Source organism: Streptomyces sp. MA5143a, from assembly GCF_900290235.1.
Lineage (GTDB): Bacteria > Actinomycetota > Actinomycetes > Streptomycetales > Streptomycetaceae > Streptomyces.
Window position 1 is genome coordinate 1 of sequence record NZ_OLMK01000021.1, and the last position, 19,257, is coordinate 19,257.

A 19,257-nucleotide genomic window follows, 5' to 3' on the forward strand; every position below is an offset into this window, starting at 1 on the left:
GAGCGGGAAGCGGAACGGCGTACCACGGTTCCAGCTGGCGTCGAACTCCTCGCCGGTGCTGAAGGACACGCCCACGTAGTGCACGGTGACGGTCTGGCCAGCCTGCGCGACCTCGCCCTCGCCCTCCCAGATGTCCTTGATCTCAAGGTTTTTCGGGGGCTCGCCACCGGGGAAGTCGATCTCGGGCTTCTCAATGCTCACGTCTTCAGGCTCCTGCTCTTGTACGAAAAGACAACGCGGGACAGTCTCGCATCCCGCGCACTCACATCTTCGCGAGAATGTCCACGGTGAAGACCATCGTGGAGTCCTTCTTGATGTCGCTGCCACTCGGCGGCGTGTCGCCGTAACCCAGCTTCGGCGGAATCACGATCAGCAGGCGGCTGCCCACCTTCTTGCCCGCCATGCCCTGCTGCCAGCCCTTGACGACCTGCTGCATCCCGAACGAGCTCAGCGCGTCCCGGCTGTACGAGGAGTCGAACTCCTTGCCGGTGTCCCAGATGACGCCCTTGTACTGCACCAGCAGGCTGTCGTCGGCGGCGACCTCCGGGCCGTCGCCCTCGATGATGTACGTCGCGGCCAGGGCGGTCGGCGGGTCCACCTTCGGGATGTCGATGGTGGGGGCCTTGCCGTCGGTGTTCGTGCTCACCTTCGGCAGCTTCGCGTCGTTCTGCGGGACGTTCTTGCCCTTGGCGGAGCTCTTGGCGTTGAACGTGTTCTGGATGTCCACGACGAAGACCAGCGTGTCGTCGCCCTTGATACCCGCCTGGGCGTTCCCCTGCTTGCCGTAGCCCCAGGTCGGCGGCACGGCCATCTGGACCCGGCTGCCGGCCTTCTTGCCGGTCAGCGCATAGCGCCAGCCGTCGATGATGCCCTGCGGGGTCAGCTGGATGACCAGCGGCGTCTTGCGGTCGTAGGAGTTGTCGAAGACCTTGGCCGTGTTCCAGATCTGCCCCAGGTAGTTCGCCTGGATGTAGTCGCCCTCGGCGACCGTCCTGCCCGTGCCCGCGATGACCGTCTTCACGGCCAGGTTCTTCGAGGGCTCCCCACTGCCCTTCGCGACGGTCGGCTTCTCGTCGAACTTCACCCCGGCCGTGATCGCGGGCAGCGGACCGTCCACGATCTTCGGCGGCTTCGCCGCGCTCGCCGACGCGGACGGGCTGCTGCTGGCCTTGGCCGAGTCGGACTTGTCGTCACCACAGGCGGCGAGCGTGACCAGTCCAGCGGGGACAGCGATGAGGAGTGAGCGTCGGCGCACGGTGAGGGCCTCGTATCGGTCGATCTTGTCGGATGCGTGCGCGCAACTCTACGGCGTGAGAAGGGCGCCGTACGGCAAACGTACGGCGCCCCGCGTTGCGTTCCGACTCGGATGCCTCCCGCCCGGGTCAATTCGAGGGCGGGAGACGGGACGGAACATTCCGGCTCACATTCCTGCGATCAGCTTCTCCACCCGGTCGTCCACCGAACGGAACGGGTCCTTGCACAACACCGTGCGTTGCGCCTGGTCGTTGAGCTTCAGATGCACCCAGTCGACCGTGAAATCCCGGCGCTGTTCCTGCGCCCGCCGGATGAAGTCACCACGCAGCCGCGCCCGAGTCGTCTGCGGAGGAACCGACTTGCCCTCGAAGATCTTCAAGTCATTGCAGATCCGGGCGGCTTGACCTTTCCTCTCCAGGAGGTAGTACAACCCACGACGACGGTGAATGTCGTGATACGCGAGGTCTATCTGAGCGACCCGCGGATGCGACATGGTCATGTTGTGCTTGGCCCGGTACCGCTCGATGAGCTTGTACTTCATCACCCAGTCGATCTCGGTACCGATCCGGTCCAGGTCCTCTGCCTCGATCGCGTCCAGCGTGCGGCCCCACAGCTCCAGCACCTGCTCCACGGTGCCCGTGCGGATACCGCGCCGCTCGCAGAAGTCCACGGCCTTCTCGAAGTACTCGCGCTGCACCTCCAGCGCGGACGCCTCCCGGCCACTGGCCAGCCGCACCTTGCGGCGGCCCGTGATGTCATGGCTGACCTCGCGGATCGCCCGGATCGGGTTCTCCAGTGTCAGGTCCCGCATCACCGTGCCCGCCTCGATCATGCGCAGCACCAGATCGGTGGCCCCGACCTTCAGCAGCATGGTCGTCTCGGACATGTTCGAGTCGCCCACGATCACATGGAGCCGGCGGTACCGCTCCGCGTCCGCGTGCGGCTCGTCACGCGTGTTGATGATCGGCCGGGAACGCGTCGTCGCCGAGCTGACGCCCTCCCAGATGTGCTCCGCGCGCTGACTCACGCAGTACACAGCGCCACGCGGCGTCTGCAGCACCTTGCCCGCGCCACACAGCAACTGCCGCGTGACCAGGAACGGAATGAGGATGTCCGCGAGCCGGGAGAACTCCCCGTGCCGCGCCACCAGATAGTTCTCATGGCAACCGTATGAGTTGCCCGCCGAGTCCGTGTTGTTCTTGAAGAGGTAGACGTCGCCCGCGATTCCCTCCTCGTGCAGGCGGCGTTCGGCGTCGACCAGCAGTCCTTCCAGAATGCGCTCGCCGGCCTTGTCGTGAGTGACCAGCTCGGTCACATTGTCACATTCGGGTGTCGCGTATTCCGGATGTGAGCCCACGTCGAGATAGAGGCGGGCCCCGTTCCGCAGAAACACATTGCTGCTGCGGCCCCATGACACGACACGGCGGAAGAGGTACCGCGCCACCTCGTCAGGAGACAGACGGCGCTGTCCCCTGAACGTGCACGTGACGCCGTACTCGTTCTCCAGCCCGAAAATGCGGCGGTCCATGACTGAACATTACGCCCGATCCACCGACCTGAAACGGGGTTCGACAGCACGGTTTGGATCATTTTCCGATGAGACCGCAACCACCGCACCCCCCGAGGGAGCAGCCAGAACCCGTCCCGTCGCCAGCAGAACCAGCAGCGACACGGCCCCCGCGGCACCCGGCACCACGAAGCCCCACAGCGTCCCGCCCCACTCCACGACCGGCCCCGCCACCGCCGTACCCGCCGACTGGCCCACAGTGAACGTCGTCACGATCCACGAGAACGCCTCCGTCACCGTCCCCCGCGGCGCGTGCCGGTCCACCAGCACGAACCCGCACGCGATCGCCGGCGCCAGGAACACCCCCGCGAGCGTCGTCAGCCCCGTCATCCCTACCGGACCCGGCATCAGCGTCAACGGCACGTAACAGACCGCCAGCAGCCCCACCAGGACCTGCAACCGTCGCTCGGCCGCCCCGCTCCACCGCCGCGCCCCGTACGCCGTGCCACCGACCAGCGCGCCCAGGCCCACGCCCGCCATCAACCAGCCGTACACCGCGTCCCCGCCGTGACCGTCCGCGTACGACACGGCGGCAACCGTGATCGACCCCAGCGCGATCCCCACGAACAGGAAGGCGCCGAGCAGCGCCAGCATCCCCGGCGAGCGCAGCGCGCCCAGCCAGTGCGCCTCGCGCGGCGCCGACCGCCAGGCCCGGGACGGCGGCGAGACCACCACCCACAGCGCGCCGAGCACCCCGATGACATTGAGCACGATCAGCGCCGCCGCGGCGGACCACAGGGCCACGCACAGCGTCACCAGCAGCGGCCCCACGGTGAACATGACCTCCTGGGCCACCGCGTCCATCGCGTACGCCGTGTGCACCTGGTCCTCCCGGCGCAGGACCGACGACCACAGGGCCCGCAGGCCGCCCTCCAACGGAGGCGTGAACAGCCCCGCGACCGCCATCGAGAGATACGCGACCGGCAGCCGATCCAGACCGGAGAGCGCGAAGACGGTCATGCCGAGAGCCGACACCAGCGCCGCGGGCAGTTGCACCCGCGGCTGCCCACGCAGATCCACCAGCCGGCCCAGCAGGGGCTGCCCCACGGCGTTCGCCACGCCGTACACGGCGGCCAGCGCCCCCGCCAGGCTGTACGTCCCGCCCTCCGCACGCACGAACAGCACGATCGCGATCGCGGCCGTCGCGTTCGGCAACCGCCCCACCAGGGTGCCCGCCAGCAGACGCGCGGCGTGCCGCGCCCTGAGGATCTCCAGGTATCCGGCTGCCATGTTCCGCCCCTCGAACGACTCTCGTCGACTCGCCGCCCCTACCGGTCCGCACGGGCCGACAGGGGAAGTGTTACGTATAACGTCCGTTGCCATACGTACCATGAGCGCGGACGACGAGTCCATACGCAGGAGTCCCACGAAGGAGCACGCCCACGGTGGCACGAGGTAGTACACGGCCCACGAGCCGTGACGTCGCCCAGGCCGCCGGCGTCTCCCAGGCCGCCGTCTCCCTCGTCCTCGGCGAGAAATGGCGCGGCCGCGTCTCCGAGACCACCGCCGAACGCGTCCGCGAAGCCGCCCGCGACCTCGGCTACCGGCCCAACCTCGCCGCACGCAACCTGCGCCTCGGCCGCACCCGCACCGTCCTCCTCGTCGTCCCCGCCCTCACCACCGAGTTCTTCGGCGGCGTCTACACGGGAGCCGCCCGCGTGGCCGCCCGGCACGGCTTCGGCGTCGTCCTCTACCCCTCCCCCGAAGGCGTCGGCCCCGCCCGCGACCCCTTCGCCTCCGCCCAGGCCGCCCTCGACGGCGTCATCGCCTCCTCCATGGCCGCCGACGCCCTCAGCGCCATCCGCGGCGACCAGCTGCCCCTGGTGATGCTCGACAGCGACCCCCGGGGCAGCCACGGGGCTGTCACCGTCAACCTCGACATCGGGGACGGCGCACGACAGGTCGCCGACCACCTTCTCGCCCTGGGCCACCGCCACTTCCTGCACCTCGCCGCCGACGTCCCCTCCTGGACCTTCGAGGTACGCGCCCAGGAACTCGCCACCCGGGTCGCCTCGGTCGCCGGAACCACCCTGCGGACGGCATCCGCGCCCATCTCCATCGAGGGCGCCCTGGCCGCCACGGAGGCCGCGCTCACCGGGCCCGGCGGCCCCCGGCCCACCGCACTCGTCTGCGACGACGACAAACTCGCCGCCGGCGCCTACAAGGCACTGCGCCGCCTCGGGCTCAGGGTCCCCGACGACATCTCCGTCACCGGCGTCGACGACCTCGGCCTCGCCACCGCACTCGACCCCGAACTCACCACCGTGCGCCTCGACGCCGAAACCTTCGGGGAACGCGGCATGGCCGCCCTCCTGGCCGTCCTGGAGGGCCGCACACCCCAGCAGGGAGACATCCCCGTGGAACTCGTCGTACGGGGCTCCACGGCCCGCTCAGGGGCCTGAATACGCCATCGGGGTGAGCGGCGGCCACCCTCCAACGCCGCGCGCCCCGGCCATGATCGGCCGGGGCGCACTACGGGCGGGGTGCTGCTGGACTCCGGGCCTACTCCTCCTCGGAGCTCTCGGCCTCCGTGGACGCGCCGTCCGTCTCCAGCAGACGGGCCAGCTGACGGCCGACGATGCGCTTGAACTTGCGCTGCTGCGGACGCGTACGGTCCAGGACCGCCACCTCCAGCCGCTCGGCGGGGATCTCCCGCTGCGTGCCGTTGGTGTCCCGCGACAGCGCCTGAACCGCCAGCTTCAGGGCCTCCGCCAAGGACATACCGTCCTGGTGACGCTGGTCCAGATAGCTGCTGATCTGCTCGGCGTTACCACCCACCGCGACCGAACCGTGCTCGTCGACGATCGAGCCGTCGTGCGGCAGACGGTAGATCTGATCGCCCTCGGGCGTCTCCCCCACCTCGGCCACGACCAGCTCCACCTCGTACGGCTTCTCGGCCGCCGAGGAGAAGATCGTGCCCAGCGTCTGGGCGTAGACGTTCGCGAGACCGCGCGCGGTCACATCGTCACGGTCGTAGGTGTACCCCCGCAGGTCGGCGTAGCGCACACCACCGATCCGCAGGTTCTCGTACTCGTTGTACTTGCCGGCGGCCGCGAAACCGATCCGGTCATAGATCTCGCTGAACTTGTGCAGCGCACGGGACGGGTTCTCGCCGACGAACACGATGCCGTCGGCATACTGCAGCACGACCAGGCTGCGGCCACGGGCGATGCCCTTGCGGGCGTACTCCGCCCGGTCGGCCATGGCCTGCTGGGGTGAGACATAGAACGGCGTCGACACCGGTTATCCGTCCCTTTCTGTCGAAGTCACTGGATCACCTTGATAGGAGGGCCGCCCGCGCCGGACCGGCTAGAGCAGCGCGGCCCGCGGACCGTCGGGCTGCTCCAGGCGCCGCTCCAGAATCGAGCGGGCGATCCCGGAGGACTCCTCGTCGGTGAGCCGACGGAAGCCGTCCTCGGTGATCACGGTGACGATCGGGTAGATCCGGCGGGCGACATCGGGACCACCGGTCGCCGAGTCGTCGTCAGCCGCGTCGTACAGAGCCTGCACCACGAGCGTCGTGGCCTGCTCCTCGGTCAGGTCCTCACGGAAGAGCTTCTTCATGGCACCGCGCGCGAAGATCGAGCCGGAGCCCGTGGCCGCGTAACCGGACTCCTCGGAACGGCCGCCCGTCACGTCGTAGGAGAAGATGCGGCCCTTCTCCCGGTCCACGTCGTAGCCCGCGAACAGCGGGACCACCGCCAGACCCTGCATCGCCATGCCGAGGTTGGAACGGATCATGGTCGACAGACGGTTCGCCTTGCCCTCCAGGGAGAGCTGGGCCCCCTCGACCTTCTCGAAGTGCTCCAGCTCCAGCTGGAACAGCTTGACCATCTCCACGGCCAGACCGGCCGTACCGGCGATTCCCACCGCCGAGTACTCGTCCGCGGGGAACACCTTCTCGATGTCCCGCTGCGCGATCATGTTCCCCATCGTGGCCCGTCGGTCACCGGCGAGCACCACACCGCCGGGGAACGTCACGGCCACGATCGTCGTGCCGTGCGGGGCCTCGATCACGCCCTGGGTCGGCGGCAGCTGCCGCTTGCCGGGCAGCAGCTCCGGCTGGTGGTCAGACAGGAAGTCCATGAAGGACGACGACCCAGGCGTCAGGAAGGCAGCTGGTAGACGCCCGGTGCTACGAGTGTTGGCTTCCACGAGGATCCTTCCAAGTAGGCGGCAGCCCGACGAACAGCGTCGGGATCATCTCCCAACTTGCCGATGGCCGAATTGCAGTTGAAGCACAGTACGCCTCGGACCTTACCCGTCTTGTGGCAGTGATCCACATGAATGGCCGGGGCTTTCAAACAGATCACGCAGAGCCCCATCTGCGAGGCGATCATCTCGTCGCGTTCGGCTTCGGTGAGGCCGTAGTTGCGCTTCAGGTGACCCGCGCGCCCCTTGGCAGCCCGGCATGCCTTGCAACTAGTCGAGAGGCCATCGGATGCCGTTGCGTTTCGATGCCACTCACTGTGCGGCTTGACCTGGCCGCAGCACCGACAGAACTTGTGCCCTTCTGGCGTCTCCACACGCGGTCGCACATTCTTACCCTTGGCCAGCTGCCGAGCTTGGTGATACTCCGCCCAGCACTCCCTGCAGTAGGCCTGCAACCCATCACGGGCCGTCTTATTACTGGCGAAGGCTGCCCGCGGCCTGGACTCCTTGCACCGCGAGCAACACTTCACGCCGTCTTCACTTGTCAACTCGAGCGCCCCCATAGCCTTCGCTTTAAAGGCTACTGACCGCCTTTCTGAACGAAACTTCGAACGAAGTCCTCCGCATTTTCCTCGAGGACATCATCAATCTCGTCCAGAACCGAGTCGACGTCGTCGCTCAGCTTCTCCTGCCGTTCCTTGAGGTCCTCCGAAGCCTGCGCCTCGGGCGCCTCCTCGACCTCTTCGGTGGAACGGGTGGCCTTCTGCTGTCCGCCGCCGGTGTCCTTGGTCGCCATAACCCTCACCCCGCTCAGTTCGCCCGACATGGTCGGCAGGTCGGCTTTCCTGCCGATCGGTCATGATCAGACCCTACAAGCCCGGTCTGACATTGGCCCCGTTGTTTCCACAACGTCCGGGGGCCACCTCGATGATTCCCGGACAGCGGTGTTTCCACCCTGCCCGGCTGATCACGATTGATGCCCTGTTCAGTTGCCGGACAGGACCCTGACCAGGTCTTCTGCCGTGCGGCAGCGGTCCAGGAGCTCCTTGACGTGATTTCGCGTTCCGCGAAGGGGTTCGAGGGTTGGAACCCGCTGGAGCGAATCCCGGCCCGGAAGATCGAAGATCACGGAGTCCCAGGAGGCGGCCGCGACGTCGTCGGCGTACTGCTCCAGACAGCGGCCGCGGAAGTACGCACGGGTGTCCTCCGGCGGCTTCGTACGGGCCCGCTCGACCTCCGTCTCGTCGAGGAGCCGCTTCATCCTGCCGCGGGCCACGAGACGGTTGTACAGGCCCTTCTCGGCCCGTACGTCGGCGTACTGGAGGTCGACCAGGTGGAGCCGGGCGGCGTCCCAGTCGAGGCCGTCACGGCGCCGGTAGCCCTCCATGAGTTCCCGCTTGGCGACCCAGTCCAGCTCTCCGGCCAGGCTCATGGGGTCGTTCTCCAGGCGGTTCAGGGTGTCCTCCCAACGGCTGAGGACGTCCTTGGTCTGGTCGTCGGCGTCCGCCCCGAACCGCTCCTCCACGTACTTGCGCGACAGCTCGTAGTACTCCATCTGGAGTTGCACGGCGGTCAGCGTGCGTCCGCTGCGGAGCGTGATGAGGCGTTGCAGCGTCGGGTCGTGGGAGACCTGGTGGAGGGTGCGTACGGGCTGGTCGACGGCGAGGTCGACGGCGATGAAGCCGTCCTCGATCATGGACAGGACGAGGGCGGTGGTGCCCAGCTTCAGGTAGGTGGAGATCTCCGAGAGGTTCGCGTCGCCGATGATCACATGGAGGCGGCGGTACTTCTCGGCGTCCGCGTGGGGTTCGTCGCGGGTGTTGATGATGGGGCGCTTGAGGGTGGTCTCCAGACCGACCTCGACCTCGAAGTAGTCCGCGCGCTGGCTGAGCTGGAAGCCGTGTTCGTGGCCGTCCTGGCCGATGCCGACGCGTCCGGCGCCGGCGAAGACCTGGCGGGAGACGAAGAACGGCGTGAGGTGGCGCACGATGTCCGAGAAGGGGGTCTCCCGCTTCATCAGGTAGTTCTCGTGCGTGCCGTAGGAGGCGCCCTTGTTGTCGGTGTTGTTCTTGTAGAGGTGGATCGGCTGTGCGCCGGGGAGCTGGGCCGCCCGATCGGCGGCTTCGGCCATGATCCGTTCGCCGGCCTTGTCCCAGAGGACGGCGTCCCGGGGGTTGGTGACCTCGGGGGCGCTGTATTCGGGGTGTGCGTGGTCGACGTAGAGGCGTGCGCCGTTGGTGAGGATGACGTTGGCCAGGCCGATGTCCTCGTCGGTGAGCTGGCTGGAGTCGGCGGCCTCACGGGCGAGGTCGAAGCCTCGCGCGTCCCTCAGCGGGTTCTCCTCCTCGAAGTCCCAGCGGGCCCGGCGGGCCCGGTGCATCGCCGCCGCGTAGGCGTTCACGATCTGGGACGAGGTGAGCATGGCATTGGCATTGGGGTGGCCGGGGACGGAGATCCCGTACTCCGTCTCGATGCCCATTACTCGCCGTACGGTCATGCGGCCCTCCTTGCCCGGCGGCGCCCTCGGTCGGGGACGCTGCTCAAGTACCGCTGGCGCTCCGGTGCGTGTGCGGTGCCCGTCCCCGCACTGCGCGACTCGGCGGTACGAACGAGCCTAGAACGGCTTCGCGCTGGTGGGGAGATCATTTGCGTCATTGACTGCTCCAGCCGTGACCCGAAAAACAGTCGGCTGCGGGTACCCCCTTGAGGGCACCCGCAGCCGCCCTGTCTTTTACAGGTACTGTCCGGTGTTCGCCACCGTGTCGATGGAGCGTCCGGTGTCGGCACCCTGCTTTCCGGTGATCAGGGTACGGATGTAGACGATCCGTTCGCCCTTCTTTCCGGAGATTCGGGCCCAGTCGTCCGGGTTGGTGGTGTTGGGCAGGTCCTCGTTCTCCTTGAACTCGTCCACGCAGGCCTGGAGGAGGTGGGAGACGCGGAGGCCCTTCTGGTTCTTCTCGAGGAAGTCCTTGATCGCCATCTTCTTGGCGCGGCCGACGATGTTCTCGATCATGGCGCCGCTGTTGAAGTCCTTGAAGTAGAGGACTTCCTTGTCTCCGTTGGCGTAGGTGACTTCCAGGAAGCGGTTCTCCTCGGATTCGGCGTACATGTGTTCCACTGCCGTCTGGATCATGCTCTGGACGGTGGTGGCCTTGCTGCCGCCGTGCTCGCCGAGGTCGTCGGAGTGCAGCGGGAGGCGCTCGGTGAGGTACTTGCCGAAGATGTCCTTGGCGGCCTCGGCGTCGGGACGCTCGATCTTGATCTTCACGTCGAGTCGGCCGGGGCGCAGGATGGCGGGGTCGATCATGTCCTCGCGGTTGGAGGCGCCGATCACGACCACGTTCTGCAGGCCTTCCACGCCGTCGATCTCGGCGAGCAGCTGGGGGACGATGGTGTTCTCCACGTCCGAGCTGACTCCGGATCCGCGGGTGCGGAAGAGGGATTCCATTTCGTCGAAGAAGACGATGACGGGGGTGCCCTCGCTGGCCTTCTCCCTCGCACGCTGGAAGACGAGGCGGATCTGCCGCTCGGTCTCGCCGACGTACTTGTTGAGGAGCTCGGGTCCCTTGATGTTGAGGAAGAAGCTCTTGCCCGCGGCCTGGCCGGTCACTTCGGCGACCTTCTTGGCCAGTGAGTTGGCCACGGCCTTGGCGATGAGCGTCTTGCCGCATCCGGGGGGCCCGTAGAGGAGGACGCCCTTGGGCGGCCTCAGCTCGTGCTCCTTGAAGAGGTCGGGGTAGAGGTACGGGAGCTCGACCGCGTCGCGGATGGCCTCGATCTGGCCGCCGAGGCCGCCGATCTGTTCGTAGCCGATGTCCGGGACCTCTTCGAGGACGAGTTCCTCGACCTCGCTCTTCGGGACGATCTCGTAGACGTAGCCGGAGCGGGGTTCGAGCAGCAGGGCGTCGCCGGGGCGGATGGTGACGTCCAGCAGCGGCTCGGCGAGCCGTACCACCCGTTCCTCGTCGGTGTGCCCGAGCACCAGGGCGCGCTCGCCGTCCTCGAGGATCTCCTTGAGGGTGACGATGTCCCCGACGCGCTCGTACTCCATGGCTTCGACCACGTTGAGCGCTTCGTTGAGCATGACTTCCTGGCCGCGCCGGAGCTCTTCCAGGTCGACGCTGGGGCTGACGTTCACGCGGAGCTTTCGGCCTCCGGTGAAGATGTCGGCCGTGCCGTCCTCGTTCGCCGTGAGGAAGACACCGAAGCCGGCCGGGGGCTGTGCGAGCCGGTCGACTTCTTCCTTGAGGGCCACGATCTGGTCGCGGGCCTCACGGAGCGTGTTGGCGAGCCGCTCGTTCTGTGCGGACACGCCGGCCAGATTGGTCTGCAGCTCGACGATCCGCTCTTCGAGAATCCTCGTGTGTCGCGGAGAGTCGGCGAGCTTGCGTCGCAGGACGGCGATCTCCTGCTCAAGGTAGGCAATCTGCCCGGCCGGGTCGTCGGACCCTCGTCCCGGGCGGATGCCGCGGTTCATGTCGTCGTCGTGGGCTGCCACGGTCCTCACCTCCTCCAAGGGGAGCTGGACGCTTCCAGACCCTACCTGGGTGGGTGTCGATTGAAACCCCTAGATCACAAAGACGGTCGGGGTGTGTCCGATCTTCACCCTTGCGCTCTCCCTCACGCCAGGGGAATACCCACGGAACATGATTGGGAAGCCGGTCCGGGTAGGGTCGAAGTGTTCAACACCCGTCAGGGCCTGCATGGTTCCCGACCGTGGCGAGAGGAATGGCAGGAGAGATGACCGTGCGACAGGAGTCCGGGACCGTGGGCGAGGCGCTCGAGGTCTGGATCGACCAGGACCTGTGCACCGGTGACGGTATCTGCGCGCAGTACGCGCCCGAGGTGTTCGAGCTGGACATCGACGGGCTGGCGTATGTGAAGAGCGTGGACGACGAGTTGCTGCAGGCTCCGGGGGCGACGACGCCGGTTCCGCTGCCGCTTCTGACGGACGTGGTGGACTCGGCGAAGGAGTGTCCGGGTGAGTGCATCCACGTGCGCCGGGTTTCGGACAGGGTCGAGGTGTACGGCCCGGACGCGGAGTGACCGGTCGGGCACTCCACGCCATGCCGTGTCTGCTTTCTCACACCGGGTTTGCCGGGTGATCACATCCCGTTGGGCGGGGTGTCACACGCTTTGGGTACCAGCGGGCGTCGAGCGGACGAACGCCCCGTTCCGCCACTGCCATTCGACGTCGTCGGTGACGTCGGGGCAGCAATTGGGCACCTTGCGCGAGGAGTAGCCGTGCAGGGTGGCCGTGACGGCTCCGTCACGGACGGCGAAGTCGGTGACGGTGTCGCGGTCCTTGGGGGCGACGAGGGTGGCCACGACGCGGGGCCGTGCGGCGTCGGTGGAGCGGGTGAGTACGTAGACGGCGTCGGGCGGGGTGCCCATGGCGGCGTCGCAGTGGACGACGGCCACCGTCTCGGGGCGGCTGTCGCCGTCGAGGTCTCCGGACGCCTGTTCCTTGATGACGATGTCCACGGGGCCGCAGTCCAGGGGCAGGTCGACGTCGGCGGGGTCGGGGGCGGCGACCGCGGCCGGAGCGGGCTTGGGCCCGGGGCCGGGCTGGGCGGCTCTCGCCGCGTCCGGTTGGAGGGCCGACGACAGGGCCACGACTCCGGCGAGGGCGGTGGCCGTGGCGAGCCAGTGGATCGGGCGGGTGTGCGCGTGTGCCAGTTCCGGGACCGCGGGCTGCTGCACTAGGAGCGTCTCCTGAGAGGGCTGTGGCGGTGGGGATGCCCCGCATGGTGCCACACGTCACAGCGGGGTGGAACGGCGGGGTGCGGGGTTCGTGGGGTGCCCTGGTGGCGCGTCAACGGGAGAGCGGCGTGGCCGAGTTCCCGGGCGCTGCGGGGAACTCGGCCACGTCAAGGGTGGGTTGCCGGTGGGGTCAGCGGGCGTTGCCGCCGTCGGCGTTGGGGCCGGCGTAGTCCTCGCCGTAGGCGCCCTTGGCGGGGCGGCGGCGGCGCATGGGGGGCTCGACGCCGTCGGCGAGGCGACGGGCGGTGAGCAGGAAGCCGGTGTGGCCGATCATGCGGTGGTCCGGGCGGACGGCGAGGCCCTCGATGTGCCAGTTGCGGATCATCGTCTCCCAGGCGGTCGGCTCGTTGAAGCAGCCGATCTCGCGGATGGACTCGACGGTCCGGGCGAGCTGGGTGGTGGTGGCGACGTAGCAGCAGAGGATGCCGCCGGGGACGAGTGCCTTGGAGACGGCCTCCAGGCATTCCCAGGGGGCGAGCATGTCGAGGATGACGCGGTCGACGTCGGTGTCGGACAGGTTGTCCTGGAGGTCGCCGACGGTGAGCTGCCAGGCGGGGTGGGGGCCGCCGAAGTAGCGCTCCACGTTCTGCTGGGCGATCTCGGCGAAGTCCGCGCGGCGCTCGTACGAGTGGAGCATGCCCTGGTCGCCGATGGCGCGCAGCAGGAAGCTGCTGAGCGAGCCGGAGCCGACGCCGGCCTCCACGACGCGGGCGCCGGGGAAGATGTCGGCGAAGGCGAGGATCTGCCCCGCGTCCTTGGGGTAGACCACGGCGGCGCCGCGGGGCATGGACAGGACGTAGTCGGGGAGCAGGGGGCGCAGCGCGAGGTAGGCGACGTTACCGGTGGTGCGGACAACGCTGCCCTCGGGTGCGCCGATCAGCTCGTCGTGGGGGAAGGAACCCTTGTGGGTGTGGAAGTTCTTTCCCTCTTCGAGCGTGAACGTGTAGTGGCGGCCCTTGGGGTCGGTCAGCTGAACCTGGTCCCCGACCTTGAAGGGCCCGCGACGGCGGGCGGCACCGGTCGGTTCGGACATGTGACCAGCCTACCGGTCCCCGAAGGGGCCGGAGACCACGGCTGTGCCCGGGTGGTGGGGGCCGTGCGGGTCAGGAGGGCCTGGCCATGGCCTTGACGAAGGCGCGTTCCACGTCGGCGGCGGAGAGGACGCCGTAGATCTCGCCGGTCTCCTCGACGACGAGGTATTCGGTGGCGGGGGTGGCGCGGAGGGCGTCGAGGAGTTCTTCCCCGGCGAGTTCCGCGGAGACGCGCATGCCGTCGGTGAGGTCCTGGGCGAGGCCGCTGACGACGACCCAGGGGCGGCGGTGTTCGGGGACGCCGACGATGGCGGCCTCGCGGACGAGGGAGAGGGGTTCGCCGTCGGCGTCGACGACCACGAGGGCGCGGGCGCCGGCGTCGTTGGCGCGGCGGAGGGCTTCGGAGAGGGGGGTGTCGGTCTCGACGGGGACGGCGCGGCGGGTGAGGGCGCGGGCGCGCAGTTCGGGGAGGTGTTCGCGCAGGCGGGCCATGCGGAGGCTGTTGCCGGCGCCGGTCCAGATGATGGCGGCGAGGATCGCGGCGAGCAGGGCGTCGAGGACGGTGTCCATGCCGACGCTGTCGGTGGCGTCGGCGCCGAAGAGGCCGGACTGGGTGAGCCAGGGCAGTCCGATGAGCACGGAGAGGGCGAGGGCGCGGCCGACCCAGGCGGCGGCGACGGTGCCGCTCATGGGCTTGCCGGTGATCTTCCAGACGACGGCGCGGAGCATGCGGCCGCCGTCGAGGGGCAGGCCGGGGAGGAGGTTGAAGGCGGCGACGATCAGGTTGGAGATCATCAGGCCGGCCAGCAGGACGCCGGGGACCGTACCGGGTTCGACGGCGAGGAGGGCGAGGTAGAAGACGCCGGCGAGGACCAGGGAGAGGAGAGGGCCGACGAAGGCGAGGACGAACTCGCGGCCCGGGGTCTCGGACTCCTTCTCGATCTCGGAGACGCCGCCGAAGAACTGGAGCTGGATGCGGCGTACGGGGAGTTTGAAGCGGAGGGCGGCGATGGTGTGGGCGAGTTCGTGGACGAGGACGGAGGCGTAGAAGGCGACCGCGAAGAAGAGGGAGACGAGGTAGCGCAGGGCGCCGAGTTCGGGCAGGACGCGGTCGAGTTGGCCGCCGAATACCCAGGTGATGAGGGCGGCGACGAGGAACCAGCTGGGCGCGACGTACACGGGTACGCCGAAGGGCCGCCCCATGAGGATGCCGCCCCCGGGCTCCTTGGGCCGCTCGGGAGGCTTGGGTCCGCCACCGTGGGCGAAGGGCCGAGCGGTACTGGCGGTGTCCTCGGACCCGGAGGAGGGGCCGGCGGAGGACTCGGCCGAGGGGTCCTTGCGGAGAGAGGCGGGGCCGTCCGGCGAGTGGGGGACGTCGGGTCGCTGAGGGCTCTCGGACGAGGGGGTGTCTGCGGCTCGCCGGTGGCCCTCCGGAGAGAGGGCGTCCGCGGGCTGCCGGGGGCCGTCGACCGGGCGGGGTTCCTCGGACGGCTGCGTGTCCGCTGAGGGCGAGGGGTGCTCGGAGGGCTGCGCGTCGGCGGATGGCTGCTGCGCGTCGGCGGGTGACTGGGGGTTTTCGGGAGCGGTCGGCTCTCCGAGCTCCTCCGTGCCTCCGGCGGCCTCCGGCGTCCGGGCGCCCTCGGTGGCGCCCTGCTTCTCGGCTCCCCCGGCGGCCTTCGTGTCCGCCCCGGTCTCGTCCGTGAGGTCCGAGGGTTCGGCGCCCTCGGCGCCCTCGGCGCCCTCCGTGGTCTGCGGGTCTCGACGGGGGGCGGGGGTGCCCTCGGGTGTCGGTTCGGCAGGGTTGGTGGGGGCGAGGTCGGCGGTGTGGGTGGTCTCGCCGTCCGTGTGTTCGGTCGCGTCGCCGTTGCCCGACCGCGGCTGCCCGCTCCCGCCGCTCGTCTCCACGATGTCCCCTCGTTCGAAGCGTCTTCCGCGCCGGTGTCCAGTGGCGGAAGGGTCTGTGGTCGATGCTATGCGGTCGCCGTCCTGGGTTCCGCCCCGGCACCCCCTCAGTTTTCCCCGCGTCGCAGCAGGCACACGGGCCTCTCGGTGGGCGGGGCGGGCCGGGGAGGTTCGGGCCGGTCGACGCTCCTCGCGGCTGCCCCATGGCGGTCACTGTCAGTGGTGGGCCGTATGGTCTGTCGTCATGGAAACCAGCACCGACGGCACCGGCGCCGGCACCGGCGAAGAGGGCGCGCGCCCCGCGCGGGAGGCGGCGCCGCCGTCCTCGTTGTCGCCCTCGCGGGCCAGTGACTTCATGCAGTGTCCGCTGCTCTACCGCTTCCGGGTGATCGACCGGCTGCCGGAGAAGCCGAGCGAGGCGGCGACGCGGGGCACCCTGGTGCACGCCGTGCTTGAGCGGCTGTTCGACTCGCCGGCGGTGGAGCGGACGGCGCCGAAGGCCAAGTCGCTGGTGCCGGCGCAGTGGGACCGGCTGCGGGAGTCGCGGCCGGAGGTCGTGGAGCTGTTCGCGGACGACCCGGAGGGCGAGCGGCTCGCGGGCTGGCTGGCGGAGGCCGAGCGGCTGGTGGAGCGCTGGTTCACACTGGAGGACCCGACCCGGTTGGAGCCGGTCGAGCGGGAGTTGTTCGTGGAGGCGGAGCTGGATTCGGGGCTCAGGCTGCGCGGGATCATCGACCGGGTGGACGTGGCGCCGACGGGTGAGGTGCGGATCGTCGACTACAAGACGGGGAAGGCACCGCGGCCCGAGTACGCGGAGGGCGCGCTGTTCCAGATGAAGTTCTACGCCCTGGTGGTGTGGCGGCTGAAGCGGGTGGTGCCGCGTCGGCTGCAGCTGGTGTATCTGGGCAGTGGCGATGTGCTGACGTACGACCCGGTGATGGCGGATCTGGAGCGGGTGGAGCGCAAGCTGCTCGCGCTGTGGGAGGCGATCCGGCTGGCCACGGAGACCGGTGAGTGGCGGCCCCGGCCGACGAAGCTGTGCGGCTGGTGTGATCACCAGGCGGTGTGTCCGGAATTCGGGGGTACTCCCCCGCCGTATCCGTTGCAGGTGAGGTCGCCGGAGTCTCCCGCCGAGGCGCAGGGCAGAATGGGCCCGGACTAGCGAAGGAGATTTTTCGTGGCCATCCGCGTCCTACTGGTCGACGACCAGCCGCTGCTGCGTACCGGCTTCCGGATGATTCTGGAGGCGGAGCAGGACCTCGCGGTCGTCGGGGAGGCCGGAGACGGCCTCCAGGCGCTCGACCAGGTGCGGGCGTTGCAGCCCGATGTGGTTCTGATGGACATTCGTATGCCCCGTATGGACGGGGTGGAGGCGACCCGTCAGATCACCGGTCCCGGGCGGGACGGGCCGGCGAAGGTACTGGTGCTGACCACGTTCGACCTGGACGAGTACGTGGTGGAGGCGTTGCGGGCCGGGGCCAGCGGATTCCTGTTGAAGGACGCGCCCGCGCATGAGCTGGTGCAGGCGATCCGGGTGGTCGCGGGCGGTGAGGCGATGCTGGCGCCGAGCATCACGCGCCGGCTCCTCGACAAGTACGCGGAGCATCTGCCGTCGGGGGACGAGCCGGTGCCGGACACCCTGCACACGCTGACCGACCGTGAGGTCGAGGTGCTGAAGCTGGTGGCACGGGGTCTGTCGAACGCGGAGATCGCGGCCGACCTGTTCGTCAGCGAGACGACGGTGAAGACGCATGTGGGCCATGTGCTCACCAAGTTGGGGCTGCGGGACCGGGTGCAGGCGGCGGTGTACGCGTACGAGAGCGGGCTGGTGCGTCCCGGCGCGCAGTAGCGGACGCCGGGTCGACGACGCGCCGAGGGCGCCCCCTTCGTGGTGAAGGGGGCGCCCTCGGGTGTTGACGGGGGCCTCGACGCCTGGTGGGCCGTCGGGGGACGGGCCGTCAGTCCTTGCTGATCTCCCAGAAGCGGAACACGGTGGACGCGTCGAGGCAGTACTCGAGGCCGTAGACGTTGTCGCGGATGACGGCGTACTGCTTGGCCTGCCAGACGGGGAGGAAGGGGACCTCCTCGGCGACGAGGTTCTGCAGCTCGGCGTACTCCTGCTCGGTGGCGGAGCGGTCGCTCTGGGCGGCCGTGCTCGGCAGGAGCTCACCGGTGATGGTCTTGTTGGAGTAGTTGTTGTCGAGGACGTTGCCCTTGCCGAAGAAGGGGCTGGTGAAGTTGTCGGGGTCCGGGTAGTCCGGGACCCAACCCTTGACGTAGAGGCCGTACTTGCCGGCGGCTATGTCCTTCTCGTACTGGGCGAACTCAACGGACTTGACCTTGGCGTCGAACAGGCCGGAGTCGTTGAGCTGCTTGGCGATGGCCTCGAGCTCCTGGTCGGTGGAGGGGCCGTAGCGGGACGGCGTGGACCAGAGGGTGAGTTCGACCTTGTCGGTGATGCCGTCGGCGCGCAGGGCGGCCTCGGCCTTGGCCTTCGAGGGGCGGGCGCCGTAGGTGTCGAAGAAGGCGGTGTTGTGGCCGGTGATGCCCGCCGGGATGATCGAGTACAGCGGGGTGGCGGTGCCCTGGTAGACCTCGTCGACGAGGGCCTCGCGGTCGAGGAGGTGGGCGATGGCGCGGCGGACGCCGATCTTGCCGGTGACCGGGTCGTTCATGTTGAAGACGAGGTGCTGGACCTCGGCGCCGGTGCCGTCGACGAGTTCGACGCCGCTGGCGGTGGAGGTGTCGGTCTCGATGTCGGAGATGGCTCCGGCGCTGAGGCCGCGGAAGGCGACGTCGACCTCGCCCTCCAGGAGGGCCTTCTTCAGGGCGTCCTGCTTGCCGTGGAAGAACTTGAGGGTGATGCCCTCGTTCTCGACGTCGGCGGGGCCCTTGTAGTTGTCGTTGACGGCGAAGACGGCCTGGTCCTTGCCGAAGGACTCCAGCTTGTAGGGGCCGGAGCCGACCGCCTCACCGTCCTTGCGGAGACCGTCGGCGTCGTAGGAGCTCTCGTCGACGATGGCGCCGGCTCCGGAGGCGATCTTGCTGGGGAAGGTGGCGTCGGCGTACTTCAGGTTGAAGCGGACGGTGCTGTCGTCCGGCGTCTCGACGTTGTCGAGCATGGGGAACATGATCGCCGGGCCGGCGTCGTCGTTGATCTTCAGCATGCGGTCGAAGGAGAACTTGACGTCCTTCGCGGTGAGGTCCTCACCGTTGCTGAACTTCAGGCCCTTCTTCAGGGTGCACTCGTAGACGGTGGTCTTGGAGTCGGCGAAGGAGCACTCGTCGGCGAGGTCCGGCTCGGGCTCGGTGGCGCCGTTGGGGAAGCTCAGCAGCGACTGGAAGACGTTGTTGAAGAGGAGCCAGGAACCCGGGTCGTAGCCGGAGGCGGGGTCGGTGGCCAGGACGTCGTCGGTCATCCCCAGCACCACGTTGGAGCCGGAGTCGCCGGTCCCCCCGGATTCGGAGCCGCAGCCGGTCAGCAGGCCGGCGGCCAGCCCTGTCGCGATGGTCAGGACGGGCCACTGGGTGCGCATGTTCACGTGTGAGTGCCTTGTGTCGTCGTCGGGTGTCGGGACGCGCCGAACT

General features: G+C 68.8%; 18 protein-coding genes. 4 read left to right on the forward strand and 14 right to left on the reverse strand.

Going from position 1 to position 19,257, the window contains the following annotated elements; all coding sequences use genetic code 11:
- The 4 genes from SMA5143A_RS10400 to SMA5143A_RS10415 all read right to left on the reverse strand — a co-directional run.
- On the reverse strand, positions 1-201 hold a 201-nt coding region (locus SMA5143A_RS10400), incomplete at its 3' end, for an FKBP-type peptidyl-prolyl cis-trans isomerase (RefSeq protein ID WP_181361802.1).
- Positions 202-262: 61 nt separating this feature from the next.
- Complete coding sequence (locus tag SMA5143A_RS10405; RefSeq protein WP_107462593.1) at positions 263-1,255, reverse strand: FKBP-type peptidyl-prolyl cis-trans isomerase; 993 nt, start codon at positions 1,253-1,255, stop codon at positions 263-265.
- Between the two features lie 165 nt (positions 1,256-1,420).
- Complete coding sequence (pafA, locus tag SMA5143A_RS10410; RefSeq protein ID WP_055517796.1) at positions 1,421-2,782, reverse strand: Pup--protein ligase; 1,362 nt, start codon at positions 2,780-2,782, stop codon at positions 1,421-1,423.
- 9 nt (positions 2,783-2,791) lie between these two features.
- Positions 2,792-4,051, reverse strand: coding sequence for an MFS transporter (locus SMA5143A_RS10415; RefSeq protein WP_107462594.1), 1,260 nt, complete (start codon positions 4,049-4,051; stop codon positions 2,792-2,794).
- A 155-nt stretch (positions 4,052-4,206) separates the two neighbouring features.
- On the opposite strand from SMA5143A_RS10415, the gene SMA5143A_RS10420 reads away from it, so the two are divergent.
- A complete protein-coding gene (locus SMA5143A_RS10420; RefSeq protein WP_107462595.1) occupies positions 4,207-5,223 on the forward strand; it encodes a LacI family DNA-binding transcriptional regulator in 1,017 nt (338 codons plus the stop codon).
- A gap of 100 nt (positions 5,224-5,323) precedes the next feature.
- Here the strand turns inward: SMA5143A_RS10420 and prcA are convergent, their stop codons facing one another.
- The 6 genes from prcA to arc form a co-directional block, all read right to left on the reverse strand.
- Entirely contained in the window at positions 5,324-6,061 is a 738-nt protein-coding gene (gene prcA / locus SMA5143A_RS10425; RefSeq protein WP_055540797.1) for a proteasome subunit alpha, read from the reverse strand.
- A 69-nt stretch (positions 6,062-6,130) separates the two neighbouring features.
- The gene (prcB, locus tag SMA5143A_RS10430) at positions 6,131-6,976 is read right to left on the reverse strand and encodes a proteasome subunit beta (protein WP_055521101.1); all 846 of its coding nucleotides are present in this window, start codon (positions 6,974-6,976) and stop codon (positions 6,131-6,133) included.
- Positions 6,928-7,536, reverse strand: a complete 609-nt coding sequence (locus tag SMA5143A_RS10435; RefSeq protein ID WP_181361803.1) for an endonuclease VII domain-containing protein — start codon at positions 7,534-7,536, stop codon at positions 6,928-6,930. The genes prcB and SMA5143A_RS10435 overlap by 49 nt, the downstream gene beginning before the upstream one ends.
- A gap of 17 nt (positions 7,537-7,553) precedes the next feature.
- The gene (locus SMA5143A_RS10440) at positions 7,554-7,769 is read right to left on the reverse strand and encodes a ubiquitin-like protein Pup (protein ID WP_030606474.1); all 216 of its coding nucleotides are present in this window, start codon (positions 7,767-7,769) and stop codon (positions 7,554-7,556) included.
- A gap of 189 nt (positions 7,770-7,958) precedes the next feature.
- Complete coding sequence (dop, locus tag SMA5143A_RS10445) at positions 7,959-9,470, reverse strand: depupylase/deamidase Dop (RefSeq protein WP_375136474.1); 1,512 nt, start codon at positions 9,468-9,470, stop codon at positions 7,959-7,961.
- Between the two features lie 234 nt (positions 9,471-9,704).
- A complete protein-coding gene (gene arc / locus SMA5143A_RS10450) occupies positions 9,705-11,471 on the reverse strand; it encodes a proteasome ATPase (protein WP_055521104.1) in 1,767 nt (588 codons plus the stop codon).
- A 242-nt stretch (positions 11,472-11,713) separates the two neighbouring features.
- On the opposite strand from arc, the gene SMA5143A_RS10460 reads away from it, so the two are divergent.
- Entirely contained in the window at positions 11,714-12,019 is a 306-nt protein-coding gene (locus tag SMA5143A_RS10460) for a ferredoxin (protein ID WP_107462597.1), read from the forward strand.
- Positions 12,020-12,100: 81 nt separating this feature from the next.
- Here the strand turns inward: SMA5143A_RS10460 and SMA5143A_RS10465 are convergent, their stop codons facing one another.
- From SMA5143A_RS10465 to SMA5143A_RS10475, 3 genes are all read right to left on the reverse strand, one after another.
- On the reverse strand, positions 12,101-12,676 hold the full coding sequence (locus SMA5143A_RS10465) for a hypothetical protein (protein WP_107462598.1): 576 nt from the start codon (positions 12,674-12,676) through the stop codon (positions 12,101-12,103).
- Positions 12,677-12,866: 190 nt separating this feature from the next.
- On the reverse strand, positions 12,867-13,769 hold the full coding sequence (locus SMA5143A_RS10470) for a tRNA (adenine-N1)-methyltransferase (protein WP_107462599.1): 903 nt from the start codon (positions 13,767-13,769) through the stop codon (positions 12,867-12,869).
- 70 nt (positions 13,770-13,839) lie between these two features.
- Complete coding sequence (locus SMA5143A_RS10475) at positions 13,840-15,672, reverse strand: site-2 protease family protein (protein WP_107462600.1); 1,833 nt, start codon at positions 15,670-15,672, stop codon at positions 13,840-13,842.
- Between the two features lie 241 nt (positions 15,673-15,913).
- Between SMA5143A_RS10475 and SMA5143A_RS10480 the strand changes: the two genes are divergently transcribed.
- Together SMA5143A_RS10480 and SMA5143A_RS10485 are read left to right on the forward strand one after the other, a co-directional pair.
- The gene (locus SMA5143A_RS10480) at positions 15,914-16,831 is read left to right on the forward strand and encodes a RecB family exonuclease (protein ID WP_107462601.1); all 918 of its coding nucleotides are present in this window, start codon (positions 15,914-15,916) and stop codon (positions 16,829-16,831) included.
- Positions 16,832-16,846: 15 nt separating this feature from the next.
- Positions 16,847-17,518, forward strand: coding sequence for a response regulator (locus tag SMA5143A_RS10485; RefSeq protein WP_055523022.1), 672 nt, complete (start codon positions 16,847-16,849; stop codon positions 17,516-17,518).
- A 109-nt stretch (positions 17,519-17,627) separates the two neighbouring features.
- Here SMA5143A_RS10485 and SMA5143A_RS10490 read toward each other — a convergent pair whose 3' ends face one another.
- Positions 17,628-19,211 carry an ABC transporter substrate-binding protein gene (locus SMA5143A_RS10490; RefSeq protein WP_107462602.1) on the reverse strand — a complete coding sequence of 528 codons (1,584 nt, stop codon included), beginning with the start codon at positions 19,209-19,211 and terminating at the stop codon, positions 17,628-17,630.
- Between the last annotated feature and the right edge of the window lie 46 nt (positions 19,212-19,257).